The organism is Pararhodobacter sp. CCB-MM2 (genome assembly GCF_001691415.1).
In the GTDB taxonomy this organism is placed as follows: Bacteria; Pseudomonadota; Alphaproteobacteria; order Rhodobacterales; family Rhodobacteraceae; genus Pararhodobacter.
In genome coordinates, this window is the sequence record NZ_LRRR01000017.1 from 59,541 (window position 1) to 81,114 (window position 21,574).

The window sequence follows — 21,574 nt, forward strand, 5'->3', positions numbered from 1 at the left end:
AGGGGGCCTTGCGGGCCCCCTCGATCATTCCGGATATGTCGTTATGGCCGTCACAGGGGCGCGCAGGCGCGGGCCAGCCATTGACGGGCATCGGGCTTGACCTCACTGGCCAGCTCGGTCTCGACCCAGGCGTGATAGCCGTCCAGCCAGGCGATTTCATCCGCGCTCAGCATCGAGGGCACGATCAGCCGCTTGTCGATCGGGCACAGGGTGATCGTCTCGAAATCCAGCATCTTGCGATTGTCGCCCAAGGGGCCGGCCTCGCGCACGACGATCAGGTTCTCGATGCGGATGCCGAAGGCGCCGGGGCGGTAATAGCCGGGCTCGTTGGACAGGATCATGCCGGGCTGCAAGGGCAGGGTCGAGGCCCGGCTGATCCGGATCGGCCCCTCATGCACGCTGAGCGCCGCGCCCACGCCATGGCCGGTGCCGTGGTCGTAATCCTGACCGGCCAGCCACAGGGGATAGCGCGCCAGCGCATCCAGATGGCCGCCGGCGACGCCCTTGGGGAAGCGCGCGCGGCTGACGGCGATCATGCCCTTCAGCACGCGGGTATAGGCATCGCGACGCTCGGCATCGACCACGCCAACGGGGATCGTGCGAGTGATGTCAGTGGTGCCGTCCGGGTATTGCCCGCCCGAATCGAGCAGGAACAAATCGCCCGGCTGCAGCTTGCGGTTCGTCTCCTCGGTCACGCGGTAATGGATCACCGCCGCGTTGGGCCCGGTCGACGAGATGGTGTCGAAGCTCAGGTCCATCAGCAGCCCGGTGGCCGAGCGGCATTCCTCCAGCTTCTTGGCCATGTCGATCTCGGTCAGCCCGTCGAGCGCATGGGCATCGAACCACGATAGGAATTCGATCAACGCGGCGCCGTCGCGGCGATGGGCGGCGCGCATGCCCTCCAGCTCGGCCTCGTTCTTGATCGCCTTGGCCATCAGACAGGGATCGGCGCCCGCGACGCCATCGGCGAGTGCGGACTTGACCGCGACGGGCGCAGTGGCCGGGTCGAAGCGCGTGGCCCCGTTCAGGGCGCGCAGGGCGTCGGGGAAGGCCGACACGGCGTGGCGGGTGACGCCGTCTTCTTCCGGGATCAGGCGGACCTTGTCCGGGTCGATGAACAGATCGAGCCGTGCATCATCGTGCAGCACGGCAAAGCCCTGCACGACCGGGTTGCGGATGATGTCGGACCCGCGCCAGTTCATCAGCCAGGCGAGGCTGTCGGCCAAGGTGATCACCGTGGCCGAGACGCCAGCCACCCGCAGCTCAGCCGCCAATTCCAGCCGCTTCTCGGCCCCGGTCTTGCCGGCGAGCGACATCGGATGCGGCCGCACCCGGCCCGAGGAGGGCGCGGGTTGGTTCGTCCAAGCGGCGTCGAGCGGGTTCTCGGCCTGCGGGGCCAGAGTGATGCCGGTGCCCTTCAGCCCGCCCTCGATCCGGGCGATCTCGTCGGGGGTGTGCAGCCAAGGGTCGAAACCGATGACGGCATTCTTGGGGGCGTGTTCGGCCAGCCATTCCGCCGCGCCGACTTCCGGCCAGTCGACCGGCGTGAAATCCGACAATGCGACCTGATCCTTGACCTGCAACCGGTAGCGGCCATCGACGAAAACCCCGGCGATTTCCGGCAGAACGACGCAGAACCCGGCCGAGCCGGTGAAGCCGGTCAGCCAGCTCAGTCGCTCATCATGCGCCGAGACATACTCGCCCTGATGTGCATCCGAACGGGGCACAAGGAACCCGGTCAGGCCGCGTTTCGACAGCTCGGCACGCAGTGCGGCGAGGCGGGGCGGACCATCCGAGGGGCGGGTCGTGGCGGTGAAAAGCTGGAACATCGGGCCTCACAGATCTTGCGGGTCGGGGCAGCCCAGCGTCTCGGCCTCGAAGGCCGTGCGCAGGCGGTCGAACAGGGGCGCGGTGACGAGGTCGCGGTAGCTGGCGATCTGGTCAGTGTATTGCGTGCTCAGCGCCTGCCGGTCGTCGCCCTCGGCGGCCTCGATGGCGCTTTGCAGGTCTCGCATCTGCCGGTTCACATCAAGCATCCCGCGGATCGCCTCGTGAAGGGCGGGGATGCCGTCGGGCTGAAGGACATCCGCCAGCGGGCTGGTCTCGGCGCTGATCTGATGGGTCAGGCAATCGAAATAGCGCGTCTGGCTCTGATCGAAGATCGCGACCATGGCCAGCGCGGTATCCGGCGCGCCGTCGGCCACGCGGGTGAAGGTCGCCACGGACGGCAGAGGCGTGTCCGCGGCGGGGCCGGGCAGCCGGTCCGAGGCCAGCACCAGCTGCGGGCCGCTGCGCAGGAATTGGCCGCCACCCTCGAACCGGTTGAGCATGGCGAGGACGTGCAGCTCATTGACGCGCCGGTACTGCAGGCGGGCGCCCGGGTAGCGGATCGGCTCGAACGGGTCGACCTGAAAGATCCCGCGCTCATCCATGTCGAGATGGGCTTCCGCGACCAGATTGGTGTGATGGCCCTCGGCGTCGAAGGGCACGGCATCGGCCGACACGCCATTGGGGGGCGGGTTCACCTTGTACCAATATTGGCGCAGGACCAGCGTGCCGGGTTCGGCGCCTTCGGTGATCTCCAACACCTCTTGCCCGGGGGTCATTGCACCGGCGAAGGGCAGGGCGAGGTTGTCCCCCAGCCATGTGCCGATCACGGCCGAGGGCGTGGTGGCGGGCTCGGCCGATTGCACGGCCGGCAGGTCCAGCGTCAGGGCTTCCAGCAGCTGGGCGCGGCACGAGACATCGTCGTTGGGCGTGCCCACGGGATGGGCCTGAAGGGCGTCGAAATAGATCGTGCAGGGCGATGCCTGCGCGGCGCCCGCCGCGGCAGAGAGCGCGGCGAAGCTGAGGGACATCAGGGCGTTACGCATCGGGCCTCGGCGGAAAGGGCGGGGGCTCGAGGCCCCCGGCAAGTCAGAAGCGGGCGACGTTGGCCATGCCCATGACACGGGCGCGGGCCCGCGGGTCGCTGTCGAACAGCGCTGCCAGTTGCTCGGTCATCGCGCCGGCCAGCTGTTCGACATCGGTGATGGTCACAGCGCGCTCATAGTAGCGCGTCACGTCATGGCCGATGCCGATGGCCAGCAATTCCACGGCCTTGCGCTTCTCGATCATGGCGATCACGTCGCGCAGGTGCTTCTCGAGGAAGTTGGCCGAGTTGACCGAGAGGGTCGAATCGTCCACCGGCGCGCCGTCCGAGATCACCATGAGGATCTTGCGCTGCTCGCGCCGCGCCTGCATCCGGCGATGCGCCCATTCCAGCGCCTCGCCGTCGATGTTCTCCTTCAGCAGGCCTTCTTTCATCATCAGCCCGAGGTTGTCGCGCACCCGCCGCCACGGCGCATCGGCGCTCTTGTAGACGATGTGGCGCAGGTCGTTCAGACGACCCGGCGATTGCTTGCGACCCTCGGCCAGCCATTTCTCGCGGCTCTGGCCACCCTTCCAGGCGCGGGTGGTGAAGCCGAGGATCTCGACCTTCACCTGGCAGCGCTCCAGCGTGCGGGCCAGAACATCCGCGCAGATCGCCGCGATCGAGATCGGGCGGCCGCGCATCGAGCCGGAATTGTCCAGCAGCAATGTCACACAGGTATCGCGGAATTCGGTGTCCTTCTCCCATTTGAAGGACAGCGGCGTCGTCGGGTTGGCGACCACGCGGGCGAGGCGGCCGGCATCGAGGATGCCTTCCTCCTTGTCGAATTCCCACGAACGGTTCTGCTGTGCCTGCAGGCGGCGCTGCAGCTTGTTCGCCAGCCGCGAGACGGCGCCTTTCAAGGGCTCCAGCTGTTGGTCGAGATAGGCGCGCAGGCGCTCCAGCTCGGCGGCTTCGGCCAGATCCTCGGCGAGGACCTCCTCGTCAAACTGGGTGGTGAAGACGGTGTAATTCGGGTCAGCATCCGAGAAAGGCTGTGGCGCGGGCGGCTCGGGCGGCGCCTCGGCCTGCGGCATCTCGGTTTCCTCGGACATCTCGTCCTCGGCCTGATCGTCCATGACCATTTCGGTCTCGGCCGATTCCTCGCGCGGGCCGTCGTCCGATTCCTCGGTCTGCTCCTGCTGCTGCTCTTCCTCGCCCTGCGCGTCGGGATTCTCGGGACCTTCGTCCTGTTCCTCCTCGGCGCCGTCCTCAGGATCGTCGCCCATGTCGTCGGGATCGTCGCCCAGCTGGTCGCCGTAGCCGAGGTCCGAGATCACCTTGCGCGCCAGACGGGCAAAGGCCGACTGGTCGGACAGGACGTCGTCCAGACCTTCCAGCGTGCCCGAGGTCTGCTCGTCGAAGAAGCCGCGCCACATATCGGCGACGGTATCGGCGCCCTTGGGCAACGGACGACCCGAGGCCATCTCACGGATCAGATAGCCCGCCGCGACCGAGAGCGGTGCCTCGGCCTGACTGCGGATCTGGCTATAGCCTTTGCGGTCGGCCTCATGGGCGATGCGGGCGTCAATGTTCGACGCCGTGCCGGGCATGTGACGGGCGCCGACGGCCTCGCAGCGGGCGGTTTCCATCGCCTCGTAGAGGTCGCGTGCCATCTGGCCCTGCGGCATGTAGCGGCCATGCACGCCCTCGTCATGATAGCGCCGCTTCATGGCGAAGCTGTCGGCGGTGCCGCGCGCCAGCAACACCTCGTCACGGGTCATCCGGCGGGTGACCTGCGGCAGGCGCATCGTGTCCTTCGTCATGCCCGGCGGGTCGACGGTGAAGCTGACCGCCATTTCGGCATCGTCGGCCAGCGTGCGCGTCGCCTCGGTCAGCGCTTTCTTGAAGGGATCGGCGGGGTTGTCGGGGGGCTTCTGCATCGTCAGCGGCGGCCGTTCAGGAACTGGAGCGGGCCTGCGCGCTCACGCGCGCGACCCCGTTGCCACCGGGAAATCACCCCCGGCGCATGGGAACAAGGGGGCAGGCCCAGATACCGCTTACTCGAAGGCGGGCGCGCAGGCCTCGGGGCGGTAATCCATCGTCAATTGGGCGAGCGGAAAGGCCCTGTCGGCCCCGGTCCCTTCGCGTCGATAGGGCGGGGTTGGCCCCTCGGGGTCGACGTCCAGCACATAGCGGCCCGTGAGCAGATTGACCGAGCACGAGCCCGAGTGATCCACGTCGATCCGGTCGTAGGTGTCGTAGTCATAGCCGGCGACGAGGTATTCCCCATTTCGATAGGCGATCGTCAGCAATTGGTGCCACGGATTGCGCCCGATGGCAGTCTGCTGGGTCAGCACGGCGAAGCTGCTGTCGCTGCGGGGCTCGAACGAGGGCAGGGTGCCGGCCAAGGTTCCCGACCAGAAGACATCAGTCAGGGTGATGCCGGGCTGCAACCCGCCGATGGCATCGCCGTGGTACAGGGTGAAGACCGTGCCGCCCTCGTCGTCGACAGTGATCGTGGCCGCGTCGAATTGCTGGTCCGCGTCCCAGTCGCCCGAGAGCGCCGCCACAAGTCGAGGCCCCTCTGCCAAGGCCGGCGAGGCCGCGATAAGGGCGGACAAAAGAACTAGGGCGGGGCGCAGGGACAAGGGGCTCATGCGTCAAGGATGCGGCCGAAAAGGCCAGTGTGACAAGGGCCTCGCGCGCCCCTCACGCAAACGCGCACAGAGCTTGTGCGACCTTGTGGACATGACAAGTCACGCCGAAACCCCGATGTCTGTCACCAGCGAACACACAGCAGACTGACAGGAGACCCGACATGTCCGCGAAACCCCGTATTGCCGTTATCATCAGCTCGACCCGTGACTCGCGCTTCGGCGCTGTGCCCGCCCAGTGGATCGCCGACCGCGCCGCCGCCCGTGGCGACTGGGACGTCGAACTGGTCGATCTGAAAGACTACGACCTGCCGCTCTTCAACGAGATGGCCTCGAACGCCTGGATGCCCTCGGCCGACCCGAAAGCCGTCGCCTGGCAGGAAAAGATCGTCTCGTTCGACGGCTACATCTTCGTGCTGGCCGAGTACAACCGCTCGATCACCGGCGCGCTGAAGAACGCCCTCGATCAGGCCTATGTCGACTGGAACAAGAAAGCCTTCGGCATCGTCGGCTACGGTGCGCTGGGTGCCTCGCGTGCCGCCGAGCACATGCGCACCATCGGCATCGAGCTGCAGATGGTCTCGACCCGTTCGGCCGTGCACATTGCTGGCGCTGACTTCTTCACCGTGCACCCGCTGGGCGGCAACCCGCAGCCGATCTCGGCCATCGAAGGCACCATCGGCGCCTCGGCCGACGCGATGCTGGGCGAGCTGGACTGGTGGACCCGCGCGACCATGGCGGCCCGCGGCTGATCCGACCGAAATTCGGCAGTGTCGTAACCAGTATCAGGCGGTCCCGTTGGGGCCGCCTTTTTCTATCCCAGCGTCTGCCACGGCTGTGCGCCGCCGGTCTCGGCCAGATCAAAGCGCATCCGCGCGGCCTCGATCCGGCCGGCATTGGCCCCGGCCCATGCCCCCAGCGCCATCAGCGGCACCCGCAGATCGCGGCCAAGATCGGTCAGGGCGTAATCAACCCGCGGCGGGCGCGTCGGCGTCACCGAGCGGTCGACCAGCCCGTCCCGCTCCAAGGCGCGCAGGGTCGAGGTCAGCATCTTCTTGGAAATGTTGCCGATCTCGCGCTCGATCTCCGAGAAGCGGCGGCTGCCTTGGCTCAGCGTGACGATCACCATCACCGTCCATTTGTCCCCGATCCGGGACAGGACATCGCTGACGGTCATGCAGGCCGAGGCCTGATGCAGGATGACCCCTTCCTGTTCCGAGGGCACCGGCGGGAGTTCTGGTTTCATATCCGTGCCTTCTTGTCTTTGGATCGGATCGGTTTCACATCGTGCTCAGGTTACCATTCGTAACCACGGCACACAAGGAAACCTGAAGGAAACCACCATGTCCAAGCCCCGCATCGCCATCGTGATCGGCACGACCCGTCCCACCCGTTTTGCCGACAAGCCGGCGCAATACCTGCTGGCCGAGGCGCAGAAGCGCGATGACCTGACCGCCGAGATCCTTGATCTGCGCGATTTCGACCTGCCGTTCTTCGCCGAGATGGCATCCGAGGCGTGGATGCCCTCGCAATCGGACGCCGCGCAGAAATGGCAGCAAGCGGTGGCCGGGTTCGACGGCTTCATCTTCCTCGTGGCCGAGTACAACCACTCGATCACCGGCGTGCTGAAGAATGCGCTCGATCAGGCCTACAAGGGTTGGACGCGCAAGCCCTTCTCGGCCTTCGGCTATGGCGGTGTGGGTGCGGCCCGGGCGGTCGAGCATCTGCGCACGATCGGGGTAGAGTTGCAGATGGCGCCGGTGAAAAGCGCGATCCACCTCGCGGGGGGCGAGTTCATCAAGGTGCATCCGATGGGCCAGAACGCGGAGATGGACGCCGTGGCCGAAGTGCTGGCGCCGTCGGTGAAGGCGACCTTCGACGATCTCGTCTGGTGGTCGAACGCCCTGAGCCCGGCGCGCGCAGCGACGCTGGCGGCGGCCGCCTGATCAGAGCGTGGCGCGGTCGGTGGCGAGATCCGCCAGCCGCGCCACATGCACGTCGAGCGCGTCGATCACCCGATAGCCCGGCGATTGGCCGTCGAAGGCGAGGTTGAGGTCGGTGCCGGCCAGCACCACGGCCTCGGCCCCCTTGTCGATCAGCTGCTGCCCGGCCTGAAGGAAGGTCGTGCGGGCCTCAGCCGGGCAGATACCGGCGACGGCCACGTCCTGATAGAGTTGACCCAGCTCGTCGATCCGGTCGTCCAACGCCAGCGCCTTGGTGCGAGTGAGTTGCCCATAGAGCCCGGTGCGCATCACCACCCGCGTGCCCAGAAGCCCCACGGCGCCGATGCCCTCGGCGGCGAAGAAGTCATCCAACGGCGCGACGGCCGAGACGAGGGGCAGGGGGCTCAGCGCCTCGGTTTCCTCGAAGCAGAAATGCCCGCCGAGCGAGGTGATCGCCGCGCAATCGCAGCCCGCCGCCTTCAGCCGGTGCAGCAGCGGCGCATATTCCACCGCCTGCTCGGCCCGCAGATCAGCGAGGTTGTTGCGAATGAGCGTCTGGATATCGGCCTGCACGATCGTCAGGTCGAGCCGCTTGCCGGTCTTCGCCACCGCGGCGCAGAGGCGCTGGTAATAGACCACCGTCGCCGCCGCGCCGATGCCGCCGATCAGACCGATATGCATGGGTCCCCCTTGGGGCCGCTCAGCCCACGGTTTTCAGAATCGCCTCGTCCGCCTCGGCGGCGGCACGGAAGAAATCGGTCAGACGGTCGTATTCGTCGCGCGTCCAGGCCCGTTCCTCGCGGCTTGTGGGGGCACGATACGTGCCGGTGCGCCCGCTGGCCATATGCTGCATGCGCTCGTCCAACAAAGCCTCATCGAGGCTGTCGAGATGCGTGCGGATCGCGCGCACCTCCTGCGGGCTCAGGACGCGGGGCGGTTCCTCGTCGGGATGCATCGCGTGCCAATGTGCGCCGCCCAGAAGCCAGTTTTCCGGCAACGCATCGGCCCAAACAGCGCCCGAGGCGAGATAGTTGCACGGGTGCCAAAGCTGGATCATGTCCAGCACCCGCTGGTCGGCACCATGGCCGAAACCATGGGCAAAGCGGGCGGCCTCGCGGCCGGGTGTTGCGGGGGCTTCCACCGGATCGAACCGGCGCAGGATCATGTTCATGCCCATTCGGACCTCCCCATCCGAGATGCTGAAAACAGCAAAACGCCCCGGAGGGCGTTTCGTTGCATCCACAGGATGGGGTGTCGCGCGATTGAGCGGGCCTTAGCCCATCGCCACCGAAGCGGCGCTTTCCGGCAGTTCCTCGCCGAAGCAGCGCTGGTAGAACTCGGCCACGGTCTGACGCTCCAGCTCGTCGCATTTGTTCAGGAAGGTCAGGCGGAAGGCATAGCCGATGTTGCGGAAGATCCGCGCATTCTCGGCCCAGGAGATCACGGTCCGCGGCGACATCACGGTCGACAGCTGACCCTTGGTGAAGGCCGTCCGGGTCAGATCGGCGACGGTGACCATCTGGCTGATCTCCTGCCGGCCCTTGGCAGTGTTGTAATGCGGGTTCTTGGCCAGCACGATGTTGGTCTCGGCGTCGTGGCTCAGGTAGTTGAGCGTCGCGACCAGCGACCAGCGGTCCATCTGCGCCTGGTTGATCTGTTGCACGCCGTGATAGAGGCCGGTCGTGTCGCCCAGACCCACGGTGTTCGCGGTGGCGAACAGACGAAAGGCGGGGTTCGGGGTGATGATCTCGTTCTGATCGAGCAGCGTCAGCTTGCCGTCATGCTCCAGCACGCGCTGGATCACGAACATCACGTCCGCGCGACCGGCGTCGTATTCGTCGAACACGATGGCGCAGGGGTTGCGCAGGGCCCAGGGCAGGATGCCCTCGTGGAACTCGGTCACCTGCTTGCCATCGCGCAGCTTGATCGCGTCCTTGCCGATCAGGTCGATCCGGCTGATGTGGCTGTCGAGGTTGACGCGCACGGTCGGCCAGTTGAGGCGCGCGGCGACCTGTTCGATATGGGTCGATTTGCCCGTGCCGTGATAGCCCTGCACCATGACGCGGCGGTTGTAGGCAAAGCCCGCAAGGATCGCCATCGTCGTGTCGGGGTCGAATTTATAGGTCGGGTCCAGCTCCGGCACGCGGTCGGTGCCCTCGGCAAACGCCTTCACCTTCATGTCGGTGTCGATACCGAAGACCTCGCGGACAGAGATCTCTTCGGTCGGTTTCGCGTGGATGTCGGTCATGCCGGTCGCCTTTGTTCGTACGAGGGCGCGCGTATCGCGCCCCGGAAATATGCTGTCGGGGGTTTTGTGGCGTATTCGCTGCACCTGTGCAAGGGGGCCGGGATGCGTCCTGATGCGCGTCGCCTTGTGCGGGCCATTGCCCTTGGCCGCCGCGCACCCTAGCGTCGCGGCGAATTCTCTGCCCGAAGGCCCGATCCCTTGTCTCTCATTCTTGCGACCCTTCCCGTGCTGCTGCTGGTTGCGGCGGGCTATAGCCTGCGCGCCTCGGGGATCATTCCGCAGCCGCAATGGGCGGGGATCGACACGCTGTCCTTCCGCCTGCTGATCCCGGCAATGCTGGTGCGCGCCATCGCGCTGGCCGATCTGAGCGAGGTCGCCGCCGGTCCCTTCGTGCCCGCGCTGCTGATCGTGCTGGCCCTGATGGCGGCGGCGGCCTTTGCCGTGCGCGCCGTCTGGCCGGGGCTCAGCGATCCCAGCTTCACCACGTTGTTTCAGGTCGGCACCCGGTGGAACGCCTTCATCGCGCTCAGCGCCGCCGCGCAATTCGCCGGGGCCGAGGCGCTGACCTGGCTTGCCGTGGCGATGGCGGTCAGCATCGTGTTGATCAACCTCGCCAATATCGCCGTGCTGGGGATCTGGGGCACCCCGCCCGAGGGCGCGCCGCGCGGGGCGAAGGCCATGCTGCGGGTGGTGATCGGCAATCCCTTGGTGCAGGCCTCGGTCGTGGGGCTGGCGATCAACCTGTCGGGCCTGCCGCTGCCCGAGTTCCTGTCGATCACGCTGGACCTCGCCGGCCGTGCTGCGCTCAGCGTCGGCCTTCTTTGCGTCGGTGCGGGCTTGATGCCAGGGCGGCTGTTCTCGGCCTCGGCGCCGATGTGGGTGGGGCTGCTCTTGCGCCCGGTGCTGGCGCCGTCGCTGTTTCTGGCCATCGGCTGGAGTGTCGGGCTGTCCTCCGAGGCGATGCTGGCCGGCGCGTTGATGTTCATGGTGCCGGCGGCGGCCAATGGCTACATCGTCGCGCGGCAGATGGGGGGCGATGCCGAGCTTTATGCCGCGATCCTGACCTGGCAGACCCTGCTGTGCCTGCCGCTGCTGCCACTGCTGGCGGCGCTGGTGCTGTAAGGGCGCTTTCGCTTGACAGCCCCCGGTCGGCCCCTACCTTCTGGCCGAAGATTTAAAGGCATTCTGGCAGGTATTCATGAGCGGACTTCTGGCCCTACTTGATGACGTGGCGGGCATCGCCAAGGTGGCGGCGGCGCAGATCGACGACATCGCAAGTCAGGCCGCCAAGGCCGGGGCCAAGGCGGCCGGCGCCGTGATCGACGACGCGGCCGTCACGCCGAAATACGTGCATGGCTTCGCCCCGGCGCGGGAATTGCCCATCGTCGGCAAGATCGCCCTCGGCTCCATCCGCAACAAGCTCTTGATCCTGCTGCCCGCCGCGCTGTTGCTCTCGGCCTTCGCGCCGTGGCTGATCACGCCCTTGCTGATGCTCGGCGGCTCGTATCTGTGTTTCGAGGGGGCGGAGAAGGTCTACCACCTGTTCGCGCCGCATAAGCCGCATGCCGACGGGCAGGTGATGAACGGTGACCCGACCCATCTGGAGGAACAGAAGGTCCAGGGCGCGATCAAGACCGACTTCATCCTCTCGGCCGAGATCATGACGATCATCCTCTCCAATCTGGAGGCCGATCAGGGCCTGTGGATAGAGGCCGGTGCGCTCGCCATCGCCGGGATCGGCATCACCGTCGCCGTCTATGGCGGCGTGGCGCTGATCGTGAAAGCCGACGATTTCGGGCTGTGGCTTGCGCGCGTCGGCAACCTCTCGGCCACGCGGGCCTTGGGGCGCGGCATCGTGCGCTTCATGCCGTGGTTCATGAAGGCGCTGATGGTCGTCGGCACCGCGGCGATGATCTGGGTCGGTGGCTCGATCATCCTGCACGGGCTGCACGAACTCGGCCTGCATGCACCCTATGAATGGATCCACCATCAGGCCGTCGCCGCGGCCGAGGCGATCCAGCAATGGCAGGGCTTCGTCGAATGGGCGGTCACCGCCTTCTTCGACGGGATCTTCGGGCTGGCCTATGGTCTGCTGCTGATCCCGCTGGCCACCTTCGTCATCAACCCGCTGGTTCGGGCCGTGACCGGCAAGGGCAAAGCCGAAGCGCATTGACGATTGCCCCCGGACCTGCCCGCGTGCTTTGGTGACGTAAGGGCAGGCAGAGGGGGCAGGGCCATGTGCTGGACGATGGGCGTATCCGCGGCGATGGTCGCGTTGGGCGGGGCCTCGACCGTGGTGTCGGCGCGCCGCAAGGACCCGCTCGCGATCCCGGTGACGCTGGGCTATTTCACCCTGATGGAGGCGCTGCAGGTCGCCGGCTATGCGGTCATCGACCAATGCGGCACCCCGGTGAACGAGAGCGTGACGATGCTCAGCGTGCTGCACATCGTCTTCCAACCCCTGTTCATCAACGCCTTCGCCATGGCACTGGTCGCCAAGCCCGTCTCCAACGCGATGAAAGTGCTGGTGTTCTCGCTCTGCGCGGCCTCGTCGGTGCTGATGTTGCTGCAACTCTACCCGTTTGAATGGGCCGGCACCTGCGCGCCCGGATCACAGCTCTGCGCCGAGCGGCTCTGCACCGTCTCGGGCGATTGGCATCAGGCGTGGGACGTGCCCTATAATGGCATGCTCGTCAGTCTCGAAGGCTGGACCGGCACGCATTGGGGCTTCCCGAGTTACATGCTGGTGGCCTTCGCCTTGCCGCTGATCTACGGCGCGTGGCGATTGGTGATCTTCCACCTCGCAGCGGGGCCGATCGCGGCCTCCCTATTGACCGACAACCCGAACGAGGTTCCGGCGATCTGGTGCCTGTTCTCCATCGTCATCGTGCTGGTCGCTCTGAGCCCACTGGTGCGCCGCTCGGTCACCGGAGCCACGCCGCAGCCGGGCTGATCTCAGGGCTTCAGCAGCCGGTCGAACAGCTCTTCCAGATAGGGCTCGGCACCGTCCATCGGGTCGGCCCCGTCGCGGATCATGCGAATCTGCGCGTCGAAATCCGCGTAATGCTGCGTCAGCGCCCAGATCGAGAAGATCAGGTGGTAGGGATCGATCCGCGCGATTTGCCCGGCCTTGATCCAACGCCGGATCAGGGCGGCGGTTTCATCGACCAGCGTTTTCAGATCGCCTGAAATTTCATCGCCCAGTCTCGGCGCGCCTTGCAGCACCTCGTTGGCGAACAGGCGGCTTTCGCGCGGGTATTCACGCGACATCTGCAGCTTGCGGCGCATGTAGGCCATGATCTCGGCCCGGCCGTCGCCCTCGGGGTTCATGGCGCGCAGAGGGGCCAGCCAGATGTCCAACAGTTCATCGAGAAGCGCGCGGTGCATCGCTTCCTTGCTGTCGAAATAATAGAGCAGGTTGGGCTTCGACAGCCCCGCCACCCCGGCAATCTGATCGAGGGTCGCGCCCCGGAACCCCTGGGCCGAGAAGACTTCGAGCGCGGCATCAAGGATCTTGCGGCGGTTGCGGCGCTGGATACGCGTGGTCATGCGGGCCTGTCCCCGGTCGAATGGGGGTCGATGCCGATGCCGCGCAGCAGGATGCCGCAGACGGTCTCGGTGGCCTCGTGCCATTGCGCATCGTCAAGCGCGCCGTGGTTCAAGGTCTCGATCTGATGGGCGAAATCGGCGTAATGCTGGGTCGTCGCCCAGATCATATAGAGGAACCAGCGTGGCTCGACCGGGCGGATCAGCCCCTCGTTGATCCAGCGGCGAATGACGGCGATGCGGGTGTCGGTCCAGACCTGCAGCGCGCTCTCCAGATAATCCTGCACGATGGGCGCGCCATGCATCACCTCGTTGGCCCAGACCTTGGAGCCATGGCGATGTTCGCGTGACAGCTGCATCTTGCGGCTGATGTAGCGGCGCAGGGCGACCTCGGGACGGGCCTCGGTGTCGAAGCTGTCGGCGGCCTCCAGCCAGATGGTGAAAATCCGTTCCACCACACGGCGATAGAGCTTTTCCTTCGACGAGAAATAGTAATGCAGATTGGCCTTGGGCAGCCCGCAGGAATCCGCGATGGCCTGCATCGTCGCGCCGCCGAACCCGGCTTCGGCGAAGATCCCCTCCGCCGCGTCAAGGATCAACCGCTCCGTTTCCTCGCGCATTTCCGCGCGCGTGCCCGATTTTTCAGCGCCCTCAGTCTGCGCCATGCACGCCGTGCTCCCCGTCCTGCACCCGCCTCTCAGACACCTTGACTGGTTGGTCAGGTCTGCTAGCGTCGTCTTGTGCCCGGCCTTCCTTTGGTCGGGTTTCATCGAGAATAGGCTTGCGTCCGGCCGGTGACAACCCGGCGAAAAAGCCGCTTCAGCCCGGCCACCGCCCAGCCTTCGGAGTTATAGATGAGCCTCGACCACCCCACCGCCTCGAAGACCGCGCCCAACGACCTTTCGGCCTTCTGGATGCCGTTCACGGCGAACCGGCAGTTCAAGCAGAACCCGCGCATGCTGGTCGGCGCGAAGGACATGCACTACACCTCGGCCGACGGTCGCCAGATCCTCGACGGCACCGCGGGCCTGTGGTGCTGCAACGCCGGCCATTGCCGCCCGAAGATCGTCGAGGCGATCCAGAATTCGGCCGCCGAGCTGGATTATGCCCCCGCCTTCCAGATGGGCCATCCGGCCGCTTTCGAGCTGGCCAACCGGCTGGTCGAGATGTCGCCCGAGGGCTTCAACCACGTCTTCTTCACCAACTCGGGCTCGGAATCCGTCGATACCGCGCTGAAGATCGCGCTGGCTTATCACCGCGCTCGCGGCGACGGCGCCCGCACCCGGCTGATCGGGCGCGAGAAGGGCTATCACGGCGTCGGCTTCGGCGGCATCTCGGTCGGCGGTCTGGTCAACAACCGCCGCGTCTTTGGCTCGCTGCTGAACGGCGTCGACCATATGCAGCACACCTATCTGCCCGACGAGAACCGCTGGGCCAAGGGTCTGCCGGAGCATGGCGCGAACCTCGCCGATGAGCTGGAGCGCATCGTGGCCCTGCACGGCGCGGATACCATCGCGGCCGTCATCGTCGAGCCGGTCGCGGGCTCGGCGGGTGTGATCCTGCCGCCGAAGGGCTATCTGCAGAAGCTTCGGGAAATCACGAAGAAACACGGCATCCTCTTGATTTTCGACGAGGTTATCACCGGCTTCGGCCGCCTCGGCACCGCTTTTGCCGCCGATTATTTCGGGGTGATGCCGGACCTGATGACGACGGCGAAGGGCCTGACCTCGGGCACGGTGCCGATGGGTGCGGTGTTCACCACCTCCGAGGTGCACGACACCTTCATGAACGGCCCCGAGCATATGATCGAGCTGTTCCACGGCTATACCTACTCGGGCTCGCCCATCGCCTGTGCGGCGGGTCTGGCGACGCAGGCTCTGTACAAGGAGGAGGGCATGTTCGAGCGCGCGGCGGATATCGCGCCCTATTGGGAAGAGGCGCTGCACTCCTTGAAGGGCGTGAAGCATGTGATCGACATCCGCAACCTCGGCCTCATTGGCGCGATCGAGCTGGAGCCCATTCCGGGCGAGCCGACGAAGCGGGCGTTCTCGGCCTTCCTGAAGGCGTTCGAGAAGGGGATCATGGTGCGCACGACGGGCGACATCATCGCCATGTCGCCGCCGCTGATCATCGAGAAATCCCATGTCGACCAGCTGGTCGGCACGATCAAGGACGTGCTCGAGACGCTCGAGTAAGACTGGACCGGCGCGGGCACGCTCCGCGCCGGCCCTTTGCCAGGGGCGGCGCCAGATCGCCCGGCCAAGACACGACGAACCAACAGGAGTCGACATGACCGCGCCTGCCGCGAACCTCCGCATCAATCCCGACCGGCTGTGGGACAGCCTGATGGACATGGCCAAGATCGGCCCCGGCGTCGCGGGCGGCAACAACCGCCAGACCCTGACCGACGAAGACAGTGAAGGCCGCCACCTGTTCAAACGCTGGTGCGAAGACGCCGGCATGACCATGGGCGTCGATGAGATCGGCAACATGTTCGCGACCCGTCCGGGCGAGGACCCGGACGCGCTGCCGGTCTATATGGGCAGCCATCTGGATACCCAGCCTACGGGCGGCAAATACGATGGCGTTCTGGGCGTTCTGGGCGCGCTGGAAGTCGTGCGCTCGATGAATGATCTGGGCATCAAGACCAAGCATCCCATCGTCGTGGTGAACTGGACCAACGAGGAGGGCACGCGCTTTGCCCCCGCCATGCTGGCCTCGGGCGTCTTCGCCGGGCGGCATACGCTGGAATGGGCCAATGACCGGGTCGATGCCAAGGGCAAGCGGTTCGGCGACGAGCTGGAGCGGATCGGCTGGAAGGGCGACGAGAAGGTCGGCGCGCGCAAGATGCATGCGCTCTACGAGCTGCATATTGAGCAGGGCCCGATCCTCGAAACCGAGGGCAAGGATATCGGCGTCGTCACCCATGGGCAGGGCCTGCGCTGGGTGCAATGCACGGTGACTGGCAAGGACAGCCATACGGGCTCGACCCCGATGCCGATGCGCAAGAATGCGGGCCGGGGCCTGGCGCTGCTGACGGAGCTGGTGCACGAGATCGCCATGAAGCACCAGCCGGGCGCGGTGGGGGCGATCGGCCATATCGACGTCTATCCCAATTCGCGCAACGTGATCCCGGGCAAGGTGGTGTTCACGGTCGATTTCCGCTCGCATCTGCCCGAGGTGCTGCACGGCATGGTCGACGAGTTCAACGCCCGCGCGCCGGGGATCTGCGAAGGCATCGGGGTCGAATTCGCCTCGGAGATCGTCGGCCAGTTCGAACCGCCGGCTTTCGACGTGGATTGCGTGGCCAAGGTGCGCAATGCGGCCGAGCGGCTGGGCTATTCGCATCGCGACATCATCTCGGGCGCGGGGCATGACGCCTGCTGGATCAACGATCTGGCGCCGACGGCGATGATCATGTGCCCCTGCGTCGACGGCCTGAGCCATAACGAGGCCGAGGAAATCTCGAAGGAATGGGCCGGGGCGGGGACGGATGTGCTGCTGCATGCCGTTCTGGAAACGGCGGAAGTGGTGAGCTGAACGGGGACGCGGCGCGGCTCGGGCCCCCGCAAGGGGGGCCGCTCGCCCCGCCGCCGGGAGGCGCTTCGCCCTCCCGGACCCTCCCGAGGATATTTGTGGAGCAAAGATGGGCAGTCGGGACGAGGGCACGGCAGGCGGGATGGAGGCGCTGATCGACGCGCTGCTCGCGGCCGAGCTTGAGGCCTTCGACGGCTCGACAAGGGCGGGGGCACTGACCCTCAAGGATTTCCACGCGCGGCTTGTGAAGCGGCATCGCGCGGTCACGGTCAATTTCTCTGGCGGGATCACCCAGACCTGCTGGACCGTGGTGCGCTCGGACGGGTGTTATTCCGTCCTCTACATCCCCCGTGCGGAGTGTTTCACGCTCTGTGTGGACAGTGATTTCGGACCCCTGGACATCGGGGTGCATGGGCCGGCCCTGGCCTGTTTCGCCTCGGTCTGAACCAACAGAGGAAGTATTCATGAGCACCGTCATCAAGAACGGCACCATCGTCACCGCAGATCTGACCTACAAGGCGGACGTCCTTGTCGAGGGCGGCGTGATCATCGAGATCGGGCAGGGGCTGAAGGGCGACCGCGAGCTCGATGCGAGTGGCTGCTATGTCATGCCCGGCGGGATCGATCCGCATACCCATCTGGAAATGCCCTTCATGGGCACCTATTCCTCGGACGATTTCGAGAGCGGCACCCGCGCGGCGCTGGCCGGCGGCACGACGATGGTCGTCGATTTCGCGCTGCCCAATCCGGGGCAGGGGCTGCTCGATGCGCTGCAGATGTGGGACAACAAATCGACCCGCGCGAATTGCGACTACAGCTTCCACATGGCGGTGACCTGGTGGGGCGAGCAGGTCTTCAACGAGATGGAGACCGTGGTCAAGGATCGCGGCATCAACACCTTCAAGCATTTCATGGCCTACAAGGGCGCGCTGATGGTGAATGATGACGAGATGTATGCCTCGTTCCAGCGTCTGGCCGAATTGGGCGGCATCGCCATGGTCCATGCCGAGAATGGCGATGTCGTGGCCGAGATGACCGCGAAGCTGCTGGCGCAAGGCAATACCGGCCCCGAGGCGCATGCCTATTCGCGCCCCTCGCAGGTCGAAGGCGAGGCCACCAACCGCGCGATCATGATCGCCGATATGGCGGGCGTGCCCTTGTATGTCGTGCACACCTCCTGTGAGGAGGCGCATGAGGCCATCCGCCGCGCGAAGCAGAACGGCAAGCGGGTCTGGGGCGAGCCGCTGATTCAGCATCTGACGCTGGATGAGAGCGAGTATTTCAACCCTGATTGGGACCATGCTGCCCGCCGTGTCATGTCGCCGCCCTTCCGCAACAAGAAGCATCAGGACAGCCTCTGGGCCGGTCTGCAGGCGGGTACGCTGTCCTGCGTCGCGACCGACCATTGCGCCTTCACCACCGAGCAAAAGCGCTATGGCGTTGGTGATTTCTCGAAGATCCCGAACGGGACGGGGGGCCTTGAGGACCGGATGCCGATGCTCTGGACGCATGGCGTGAATACGGGCCGACTGACAATGAACGAATTCGTCGCGGTGACCTCGACCAATATCGCCAAGATCATGAACATGTACCCGAAGAAGGGCGCGGTTCTGGTGGGGGCGGATGCAGATCTGGTGGTCTGGGACCCGACGAAGTCGAAGACCATCACCGCGGGCAGCCAGCAATCGGCCATCGATTACAACGTCTTCGAGGGCCAAGAGGTGAAGGGTCTGCCGCGCTTTACCCTGACGCGGGGCCAGGTCGCCGTGCATGACGGCGAGATCCGCACCGAGGAGGGCCACGGCAAATTCGTCAAGCGTGAGCCGAATTCCTCGGTTTCGAACGCGCTGTCGACGTGGAAGGAGCTGACTGCGCCGCGCCCGGTGCAGCGCTCGGGCATCCCGGCGACGGGGGTATGAGGGTGGCGGGTACCCTCCGCCTCGCCCTGCCGCTGGTGGCGCTGGTCGCGGCTCAGCCCGCGCAGGCGCTGGAGCTGCCGATCGCCGGTGTCTATGCCGATGCGGCGGGTTGCGCCTATCTGGCCGGCGACACGGATCAGGAGGTCTTCCTGATCCTGCGCCCGGACAGCGTGGAGCAGCCGGAGGCTCTTTGCCCCATCGCCGAGGTCGACCGCGAAGGCGAGACGATCACCGCGATCCATGCCGCCTGCCACGAGGGTTCGGACAATTGGGTGGCGAGCTATCTTTTCGCGCCGGCCGAAGGGGATGGCTATGTGCTGACCCCCTTTGATACCAATACGGGACGCACCTTGCGGCCCTGCGACTGAGCGACCCTTGTGGCCGCCCGTCGGAACAGGACGGCCGCGAGGCAAAGAACAACAATGACCGTGACTTCGGGGACGCGATGCTGGATGTGACTAAGGATGGCCAGGGGGCGGCGGGCGCTCCGGTGATCGAGGCGAAGGGCCTCAACCTGACGTTCCACACGAACGACGGGCCGGTCCATGCCCTGAAGGACGTGGATCTGACCATCAACAAGGGAGAATTCGTCAGCTTCATCGGCCCCTCGGGCTGCGGCAAGACGACCTTCCTGCGCACCATCGCGGATCTGGAGCAACCGACCGGCGGCTCGCTGACCGTGAACGGCATGACCCCTGAGGCCGCCCGCAAGGCGCGCGCCTATGGCTATGTGTTTCAGGCGGCGGGCCTGTATCCGTGGCGCACCATTGAGGGCAATGTGAAGCTGCCCTTGCAGATCATGGGCTATTCCAAGGCGGAACAGGCCGAGCGCGCGGCGCGGGTGCTGGAGCTGGTGGAACTCGCGGGCTTTGAGAAGAAGTTCCCCTGGCAGCTGTCGGGCGGAATGCAGCAGCGGGCGTCGATTGCCCGCGCGCTGGCCTTTGATGCCGAGATCCTGCTGATGGACGAGCCTTTCGGCGCGTTGGACGAGATCGTCCGCGACCGTCTGAATGAGGAGCTGTTGAAGCTCTGGGCACGGACGCAGAAGACCATTGGCTTCGTGACGCACTCGATCCCCGAGGCGGTCTATCTCTCGACCAAGATCGTCGTCATGTCGCCCCGTCCGGGCCGGATCACCGACGTGATCGAATCGACCCTGCCGGCCGAGCGTCCGCTCGATATCCGCGACTCGGCCGAGTTCATTTCCATCGCCCACCGCGTGCGCGAAGGGCTGCGGGCGGGGTACGAGGATGCCTGAGCCTTTGATCCGTCGCGCCTCGGATGCGGATGTCCCGGCGATGGCTGCGGTCGTCAACGGCTGGGTCGATGCCACGGCTTGGATGCCGCGCGTCCATGCGCCCGAGGTGCTGGAAGGGCATCTGCGCGAGGCCCTGCCGATGCGCGAGATCTGGATCGCGGGGGAGCCCGTCGAGGCCTATCTCTCGCTCGATCCGGTCGAGGGCAAGATTGGCGGGTTTTACTGTGCACGCACGGGTCAGGGGCTGGGGAAGGCGCTGATGGACCGTGCCAAGGAGGGGCGCGACCGGCTGTATCTGCACACGCATGAGGCCAACGCCGGTGCCCGGCGCTTCTATGCGCGCGAGGGGTTCGTCGAAACGGCCCGCCTTCCGGCCGAGCCGCCGGAGAACCTGCCGGAAATCCGGATGGAGTGGACGCGATGAGCCGCTCGATCCCCGTCCTCACCGTCGTCGCTGTTCTGATCGGGCTTTGGTACCTCGCCGTGATCCCGATGAACGCGAAGTGGGAATACGATCAGGCCGCGCGCAATGACCGCGAGCTGGCCTTTGGCGAGATGGTCGCGCTGACCATGAACCAGGAGCGTCCGGTGCTGCCCGCGCCGCATCAGGTGCTCATCGGCCTCTATGAGCAGACCGTGGGCTGCGACGCCGTCGGGCGCCGGATGTGCCGCGAGACGACGCCGCTGACCGTTCAGGGCTTTGGGCAACGGGTGGTGGAATCCGTCAGCTCCAACCGCAGCCTGATCTATCACGGGCTCATCACCCTCAATGCGACGCTGCTGGGCTTCCTGATCGGCACCGGCGGCGGCATCCTGCTGGCCGTGGCCATCGTCTACAACCGGGCGACCGATGCTTCGGTCATGCCGTGGGCGATTGCCAGCCAGACGATCCCGATCATTGCGCTGGCGCCGATGATCATCGTCGTGCTGAACTCGATCGGCGTGGCGGGGCTGGTGCCGAAGGCGATCATCGCGGCCTATCTCAGCTTCTTCCCGGTCGTCGTGGGCATGGTGAAGGGCCTGCGCGCGCCCGATGCGATGCAGCTCGACCTGATGAAGACCTATTCCGCCGGCGGGCGCGATGTGTTCCTGAAACTGCGGCTGCCGATGTCGATGCCCTTCCTGTTTGCTTCGCTCAAGATCGGCATCGCCTCGGCGCTGGTCGGCACCATCGTCGGCGAGCTGCCGGTGCAGCGCGGCGGGTTGGGCGTGCGGCTGCTGTCGGGCAGCTATTACGGCCAGACGATCCAGATCTGGGCCGCGCTCTTTGCGGCGGCGATCCTCGCGGCTTCGCTGGTGGGGATCGTCGGTGCGATCGAGCGGCGGGTGCTTAAACGCATGGGGATGGCAGCATGAGCGGGTTCCTCAAGGACGAGGGCGCCTTGGTGCGCCTGGCCTTCACGCTGGCGGTACTGGCGGCCTGCTGGCTGAGCCGCGACGCAGGGGCGCAACCGCTCGACATCGTCCTCTGGGCGCTGGTCGGCGCGGTGGCACTGGCGTGGCTTTGCGGCACGGCGCTGGCCGTTGCGGCGCGGATCGGCTTGCTGCTGGGGCAGGGCGCCTTGCTGTTCTTTGTCGGCGCCGAGCTTGCCGGCAACCAGCAGGGCGGCGAGGG

The 21,574-nt window shown here is 66.1% G+C and carries 23 protein-coding genes; 13 read left to right on the top strand and 10 right to left on the bottom strand.

What is annotated here, in order from left to right; genetic code table 11:
- Positions 1-50: 50 nt before the first annotated feature.
- From BCY78_RS15845 to BCY78_RS15860, 4 genes are all read right to left on the bottom strand, one after another.
- On the bottom strand, positions 51-1,829 hold the full coding sequence (locus tag BCY78_RS15845) for an aminopeptidase P family protein (RefSeq protein ID WP_068303887.1): 1,779 nt from the start codon (positions 1,827-1,829) through the stop codon (positions 51-53).
- A gap of 6 nt (positions 1,830-1,835) precedes the next feature.
- A complete protein-coding gene (locus BCY78_RS15850) occupies positions 1,836-2,873 on the bottom strand; it encodes a hypothetical protein (protein ID WP_068303889.1) in 1,038 nt (345 codons plus the stop codon).
- Between the two features lie 43 nt (positions 2,874-2,916).
- Complete coding sequence (gene cobT, locus BCY78_RS15855) at positions 2,917-4,794, bottom strand: cobaltochelatase subunit CobT (RefSeq protein WP_068303890.1); 1,878 nt, start codon at positions 4,792-4,794, stop codon at positions 2,917-2,919.
- Between the two features lie 117 nt (positions 4,795-4,911).
- Complete coding sequence (locus BCY78_RS15860) at positions 4,912-5,511, bottom strand: hypothetical protein (RefSeq protein ID WP_139103194.1); 600 nt, start codon at positions 5,509-5,511, stop codon at positions 4,912-4,914.
- Positions 5,512-5,672: 161 nt separating this feature from the next.
- Here BCY78_RS15860 and BCY78_RS15865 point away from each other — a divergent pair, with 161 nt between their 5' ends.
- Positions 5,673-6,260, top strand: coding sequence for an NADPH-dependent FMN reductase (locus BCY78_RS15865; protein ID WP_068303894.1), 588 nt, complete (start codon positions 5,673-5,675; stop codon positions 6,258-6,260).
- 62 nt (positions 6,261-6,322) lie between these two features.
- On the opposite strand, the gene BCY78_RS15870 is transcribed toward BCY78_RS15865, so the two are convergent.
- On the bottom strand, positions 6,323-6,754 hold the full coding sequence (locus BCY78_RS15870) for a helix-turn-helix domain-containing protein (protein ID WP_068303896.1): 432 nt from the start codon (positions 6,752-6,754) through the stop codon (positions 6,323-6,325).
- 97 nt (positions 6,755-6,851) lie between these two features.
- Here BCY78_RS15870 and BCY78_RS15875 point away from each other — a divergent pair, with 97 nt between their 5' ends.
- Positions 6,852-7,454, top strand: a complete 603-nt coding sequence (locus tag BCY78_RS15875; RefSeq protein WP_068303898.1) for an NADPH-dependent FMN reductase — start codon at positions 6,852-6,854, stop codon at positions 7,452-7,454.
- On the opposite strand, the gene BCY78_RS15880 is transcribed toward BCY78_RS15875, so the two are convergent.
- The 3 genes from BCY78_RS15880 to cobS all read right to left on the bottom strand — a co-directional run bounded on the left by BCY78_RS15880 (position 7,455) and on the right by cobS (position 9,699).
- Positions 7,455-8,132, bottom strand: a complete 678-nt coding sequence (locus BCY78_RS15880; RefSeq protein ID WP_068303900.1) for an aspartate/glutamate racemase family protein — start codon at positions 8,130-8,132, stop codon at positions 7,455-7,457.
- Between the two features lie 19 nt (positions 8,133-8,151).
- Entirely contained in the window at positions 8,152-8,628 is a 477-nt protein-coding gene (locus tag BCY78_RS15885) for a DUF1877 family protein (protein WP_068303902.1), read from the bottom strand.
- A 96-nt stretch (positions 8,629-8,724) separates the two neighbouring features.
- Positions 8,725-9,699 (bottom strand): cobaltochelatase subunit CobS, encoded by a 975-nt coding sequence (cobS, locus tag BCY78_RS15890; protein WP_068303904.1) that lies wholly within the window; start codon positions 9,697-9,699, stop codon positions 8,725-8,727.
- A gap of 225 nt (positions 9,700-9,924) precedes the next feature.
- On the opposite strand from cobS, the gene BCY78_RS15895 reads away from it, so the two are divergent.
- From BCY78_RS15895 to BCY78_RS15905, 3 genes are all read left to right on the top strand, one after another.
- Complete coding sequence (locus BCY78_RS15895) at positions 9,925-10,821, top strand: AEC family transporter (RefSeq protein ID WP_139103195.1); 897 nt, start codon at positions 9,925-9,927, stop codon at positions 10,819-10,821.
- A gap of 76 nt (positions 10,822-10,897) precedes the next feature.
- On the top strand, positions 10,898-11,872 hold the full coding sequence (locus BCY78_RS15900; protein WP_068303908.1) for a DUF808 domain-containing protein: 975 nt from the start codon (positions 10,898-10,900) through the stop codon (positions 11,870-11,872).
- A 63-nt stretch (positions 11,873-11,935) separates the two neighbouring features.
- Positions 11,936-12,652: a DUF5765 domain-containing protein gene (locus BCY78_RS15905; protein WP_068303910.1), complete on the top strand. Its 717-nt coding sequence runs from the start codon at positions 11,936-11,938 to the stop codon at positions 12,650-12,652.
- A gap of 2 nt (positions 12,653-12,654) precedes the next feature.
- Here BCY78_RS15905 and BCY78_RS15910 read toward each other — a convergent pair whose 3' ends face one another.
- Both BCY78_RS15910 and BCY78_RS15915 read right to left on the bottom strand, forming a co-directional pair.
- Positions 12,655-13,248 (bottom strand): TetR family transcriptional regulator C-terminal domain-containing protein, encoded by a 594-nt coding sequence (locus BCY78_RS15910; RefSeq protein ID WP_068303912.1) that lies wholly within the window; start codon positions 13,246-13,248, stop codon positions 12,655-12,657.
- Complete coding sequence (locus tag BCY78_RS15915; RefSeq protein WP_068303914.1) at positions 13,245-13,910, bottom strand: TetR/AcrR family transcriptional regulator; 666 nt, start codon at positions 13,908-13,910, stop codon at positions 13,245-13,247. Before BCY78_RS15915 ends, BCY78_RS15910 begins: the two co-directional genes overlap by 4 nt.
- A 189-nt stretch (positions 13,911-14,099) precedes the next feature.
- Between BCY78_RS15915 and BCY78_RS15920 the strand changes: the two genes are divergently transcribed.
- The 8 genes from BCY78_RS15920 (at position 14,100) to BCY78_RS15955 (ending at position 21,315) form a co-directional block, all read left to right on the top strand.
- Entirely contained in the window at positions 14,100-15,440 is a 1,341-nt protein-coding gene (locus BCY78_RS15920) for an aspartate aminotransferase family protein (RefSeq protein ID WP_068303916.1), read from the top strand.
- A gap of 94 nt (positions 15,441-15,534) precedes the next feature.
- On the top strand, positions 15,535-16,785 hold the full coding sequence (locus BCY78_RS15925; protein WP_068303918.1) for a Zn-dependent hydrolase: 1,251 nt from the start codon (positions 15,535-15,537) through the stop codon (positions 16,783-16,785).
- A gap of 106 nt (positions 16,786-16,891) precedes the next feature.
- Entirely contained in the window at positions 16,892-17,227 is a 336-nt protein-coding gene (locus tag BCY78_RS15930; protein WP_139103196.1) for a hypothetical protein, read from the top strand.
- A 19-nt stretch (positions 17,228-17,246) separates the two neighbouring features.
- Entirely contained in the window at positions 17,247-18,701 is a 1,455-nt protein-coding gene (gene hydA / locus BCY78_RS15935; RefSeq protein WP_068303923.1) for a dihydropyrimidinase, read from the top strand.
- A 2-nt stretch (positions 18,702-18,703) separates the two neighbouring features.
- On the top strand, positions 18,704-19,069 hold the full coding sequence (locus BCY78_RS15940) for a hypothetical protein (protein WP_068303925.1): 366 nt from the start codon (positions 18,704-18,706) through the stop codon (positions 19,067-19,069).
- Positions 19,070-19,146: 77 nt separating this feature from the next.
- Positions 19,147-19,959, top strand: coding sequence for an ABC transporter ATP-binding protein (locus BCY78_RS15945; protein ID WP_068303927.1), 813 nt, complete (start codon positions 19,147-19,149; stop codon positions 19,957-19,959).
- Positions 19,952-20,383 carry a GNAT family N-acetyltransferase gene (locus tag BCY78_RS15950; protein WP_068303929.1) on the top strand — a complete coding sequence of 144 codons (432 nt, stop codon included), beginning with the start codon at positions 19,952-19,954 and terminating at the stop codon, positions 20,381-20,383. Before BCY78_RS15945 ends, BCY78_RS15950 begins: the two co-directional genes overlap by 8 nt.
- A complete protein-coding gene (locus BCY78_RS15955) occupies positions 20,380-21,315 on the top strand; it encodes an ABC transporter permease (RefSeq protein ID WP_068303932.1) in 936 nt (311 codons plus the stop codon). The genes BCY78_RS15950 and BCY78_RS15955 overlap by 4 nt, the downstream gene beginning before the upstream one ends.
- Positions 21,316-21,574: the final 259 nt, after the last annotated feature.

What these genes read in the sequence shown, in the direction of transcription:
- BCY78_RS15905 (WP_068303910.1), top strand. Translation starts at nt 11,936, where the DNA reads ATGTGCTGGACGATGGGCGTATCCGCGGCGATGGTCGCGTTGGGCGGG.
- BCY78_RS15860 (WP_139103194.1), bottom strand. Translation starts at nt 5,511, where the DNA reads ATGAGCCCCTTGTCCCTGCGCCCCGCCCTAGTTCTTTTGTCCGCCCTT.
- cobT (WP_068303890.1), bottom strand. Translation starts at nt 4,794, where the DNA reads ATGCAGAAGCCCCCCGACAACCCCGCCGATCCCTTCAAGAAAGCGCTG.
- BCY78_RS15875 (WP_068303898.1), top strand. Translation starts at nt 6,852, where the DNA reads ATGTCCAAGCCCCGCATCGCCATCGTGATCGGCACGACCCGTCCCACC.
- BCY78_RS15930 (WP_139103196.1), top strand. Translation starts at nt 16,892, where the DNA reads ATGGGCAGTCGGGACGAGGGCACGGCAGGCGGGATGGAGGCGCTGATC.
- BCY78_RS15900 (WP_068303908.1), top strand. Translation starts at nt 10,898, where the DNA reads ATGAGCGGACTTCTGGCCCTACTTGATGACGTGGCGGGCATCGCCAAG.
- BCY78_RS15955 (WP_068303932.1), top strand. Translation starts at nt 20,380, where the DNA reads ATGAGCCGCTCGATCCCCGTCCTCACCGTCGTCGCTGTTCTGATCGGG.
- BCY78_RS15880 (WP_068303900.1), bottom strand. Translation starts at nt 8,132, where the DNA reads ATGCATATCGGTCTGATCGGCGGCATCGGCGCGGCGGCGACGGTGGTC.
- BCY78_RS15915 (WP_068303914.1), bottom strand. Translation starts at nt 13,910, where the DNA reads ATGGCGCAGACTGAGGGCGCTGAAAAATCGGGCACGCGCGCGGAAATG.
- BCY78_RS15845 (WP_068303887.1), bottom strand. Translation starts at nt 1,829, where the DNA reads ATGTTCCAGCTTTTCACCGCCACGACCCGCCCCTCGGATGGTCCGCCC.
- BCY78_RS15950 (WP_068303929.1), top strand. Translation starts at nt 19,952, where the DNA reads ATGCCTGAGCCTTTGATCCGTCGCGCCTCGGATGCGGATGTCCCGGCG.
- cobS (WP_068303904.1), bottom strand. Translation starts at nt 9,699, where the DNA reads ATGACCGACATCCACGCGAAACCGACCGAAGAGATCTCTGTCCGCGAG.
- BCY78_RS15885 (WP_068303902.1), bottom strand. Translation starts at nt 8,628, where the DNA reads ATGGGCATGAACATGATCCTGCGCCGGTTCGATCCGGTGGAAGCCCCC.
- BCY78_RS15945 (WP_068303927.1), top strand. Translation starts at nt 19,147, where the DNA reads ATGCTGGATGTGACTAAGGATGGCCAGGGGGCGGCGGGCGCTCCGGTG.
- BCY78_RS15850 (WP_068303889.1), bottom strand. Translation starts at nt 2,873, where the DNA reads ATGCGTAACGCCCTGATGTCCCTCAGCTTCGCCGCGCTCTCTGCCGCG.
- hydA (WP_068303923.1), top strand. Translation starts at nt 17,247, where the DNA reads ATGAGCACCGTCATCAAGAACGGCACCATCGTCACCGCAGATCTGACC.
- BCY78_RS15920 (WP_068303916.1), top strand. Translation starts at nt 14,100, where the DNA reads ATGAGCCTCGACCACCCCACCGCCTCGAAGACCGCGCCCAACGACCTT.
- BCY78_RS15865 (WP_068303894.1), top strand. Translation starts at nt 5,673, where the DNA reads ATGTCCGCGAAACCCCGTATTGCCGTTATCATCAGCTCGACCCGTGAC.
- BCY78_RS15925 (WP_068303918.1), top strand. Translation starts at nt 15,535, where the DNA reads ATGACCGCGCCTGCCGCGAACCTCCGCATCAATCCCGACCGGCTGTGG.
- BCY78_RS15910 (WP_068303912.1), bottom strand. Translation starts at nt 13,248, where the DNA reads ATGACCACGCGTATCCAGCGCCGCAACCGCCGCAAGATCCTTGATGCC.
- BCY78_RS15870 (WP_068303896.1), bottom strand. Translation starts at nt 6,754, where the DNA reads ATGAAACCAGAACTCCCGCCGGTGCCCTCGGAACAGGAAGGGGTCATC.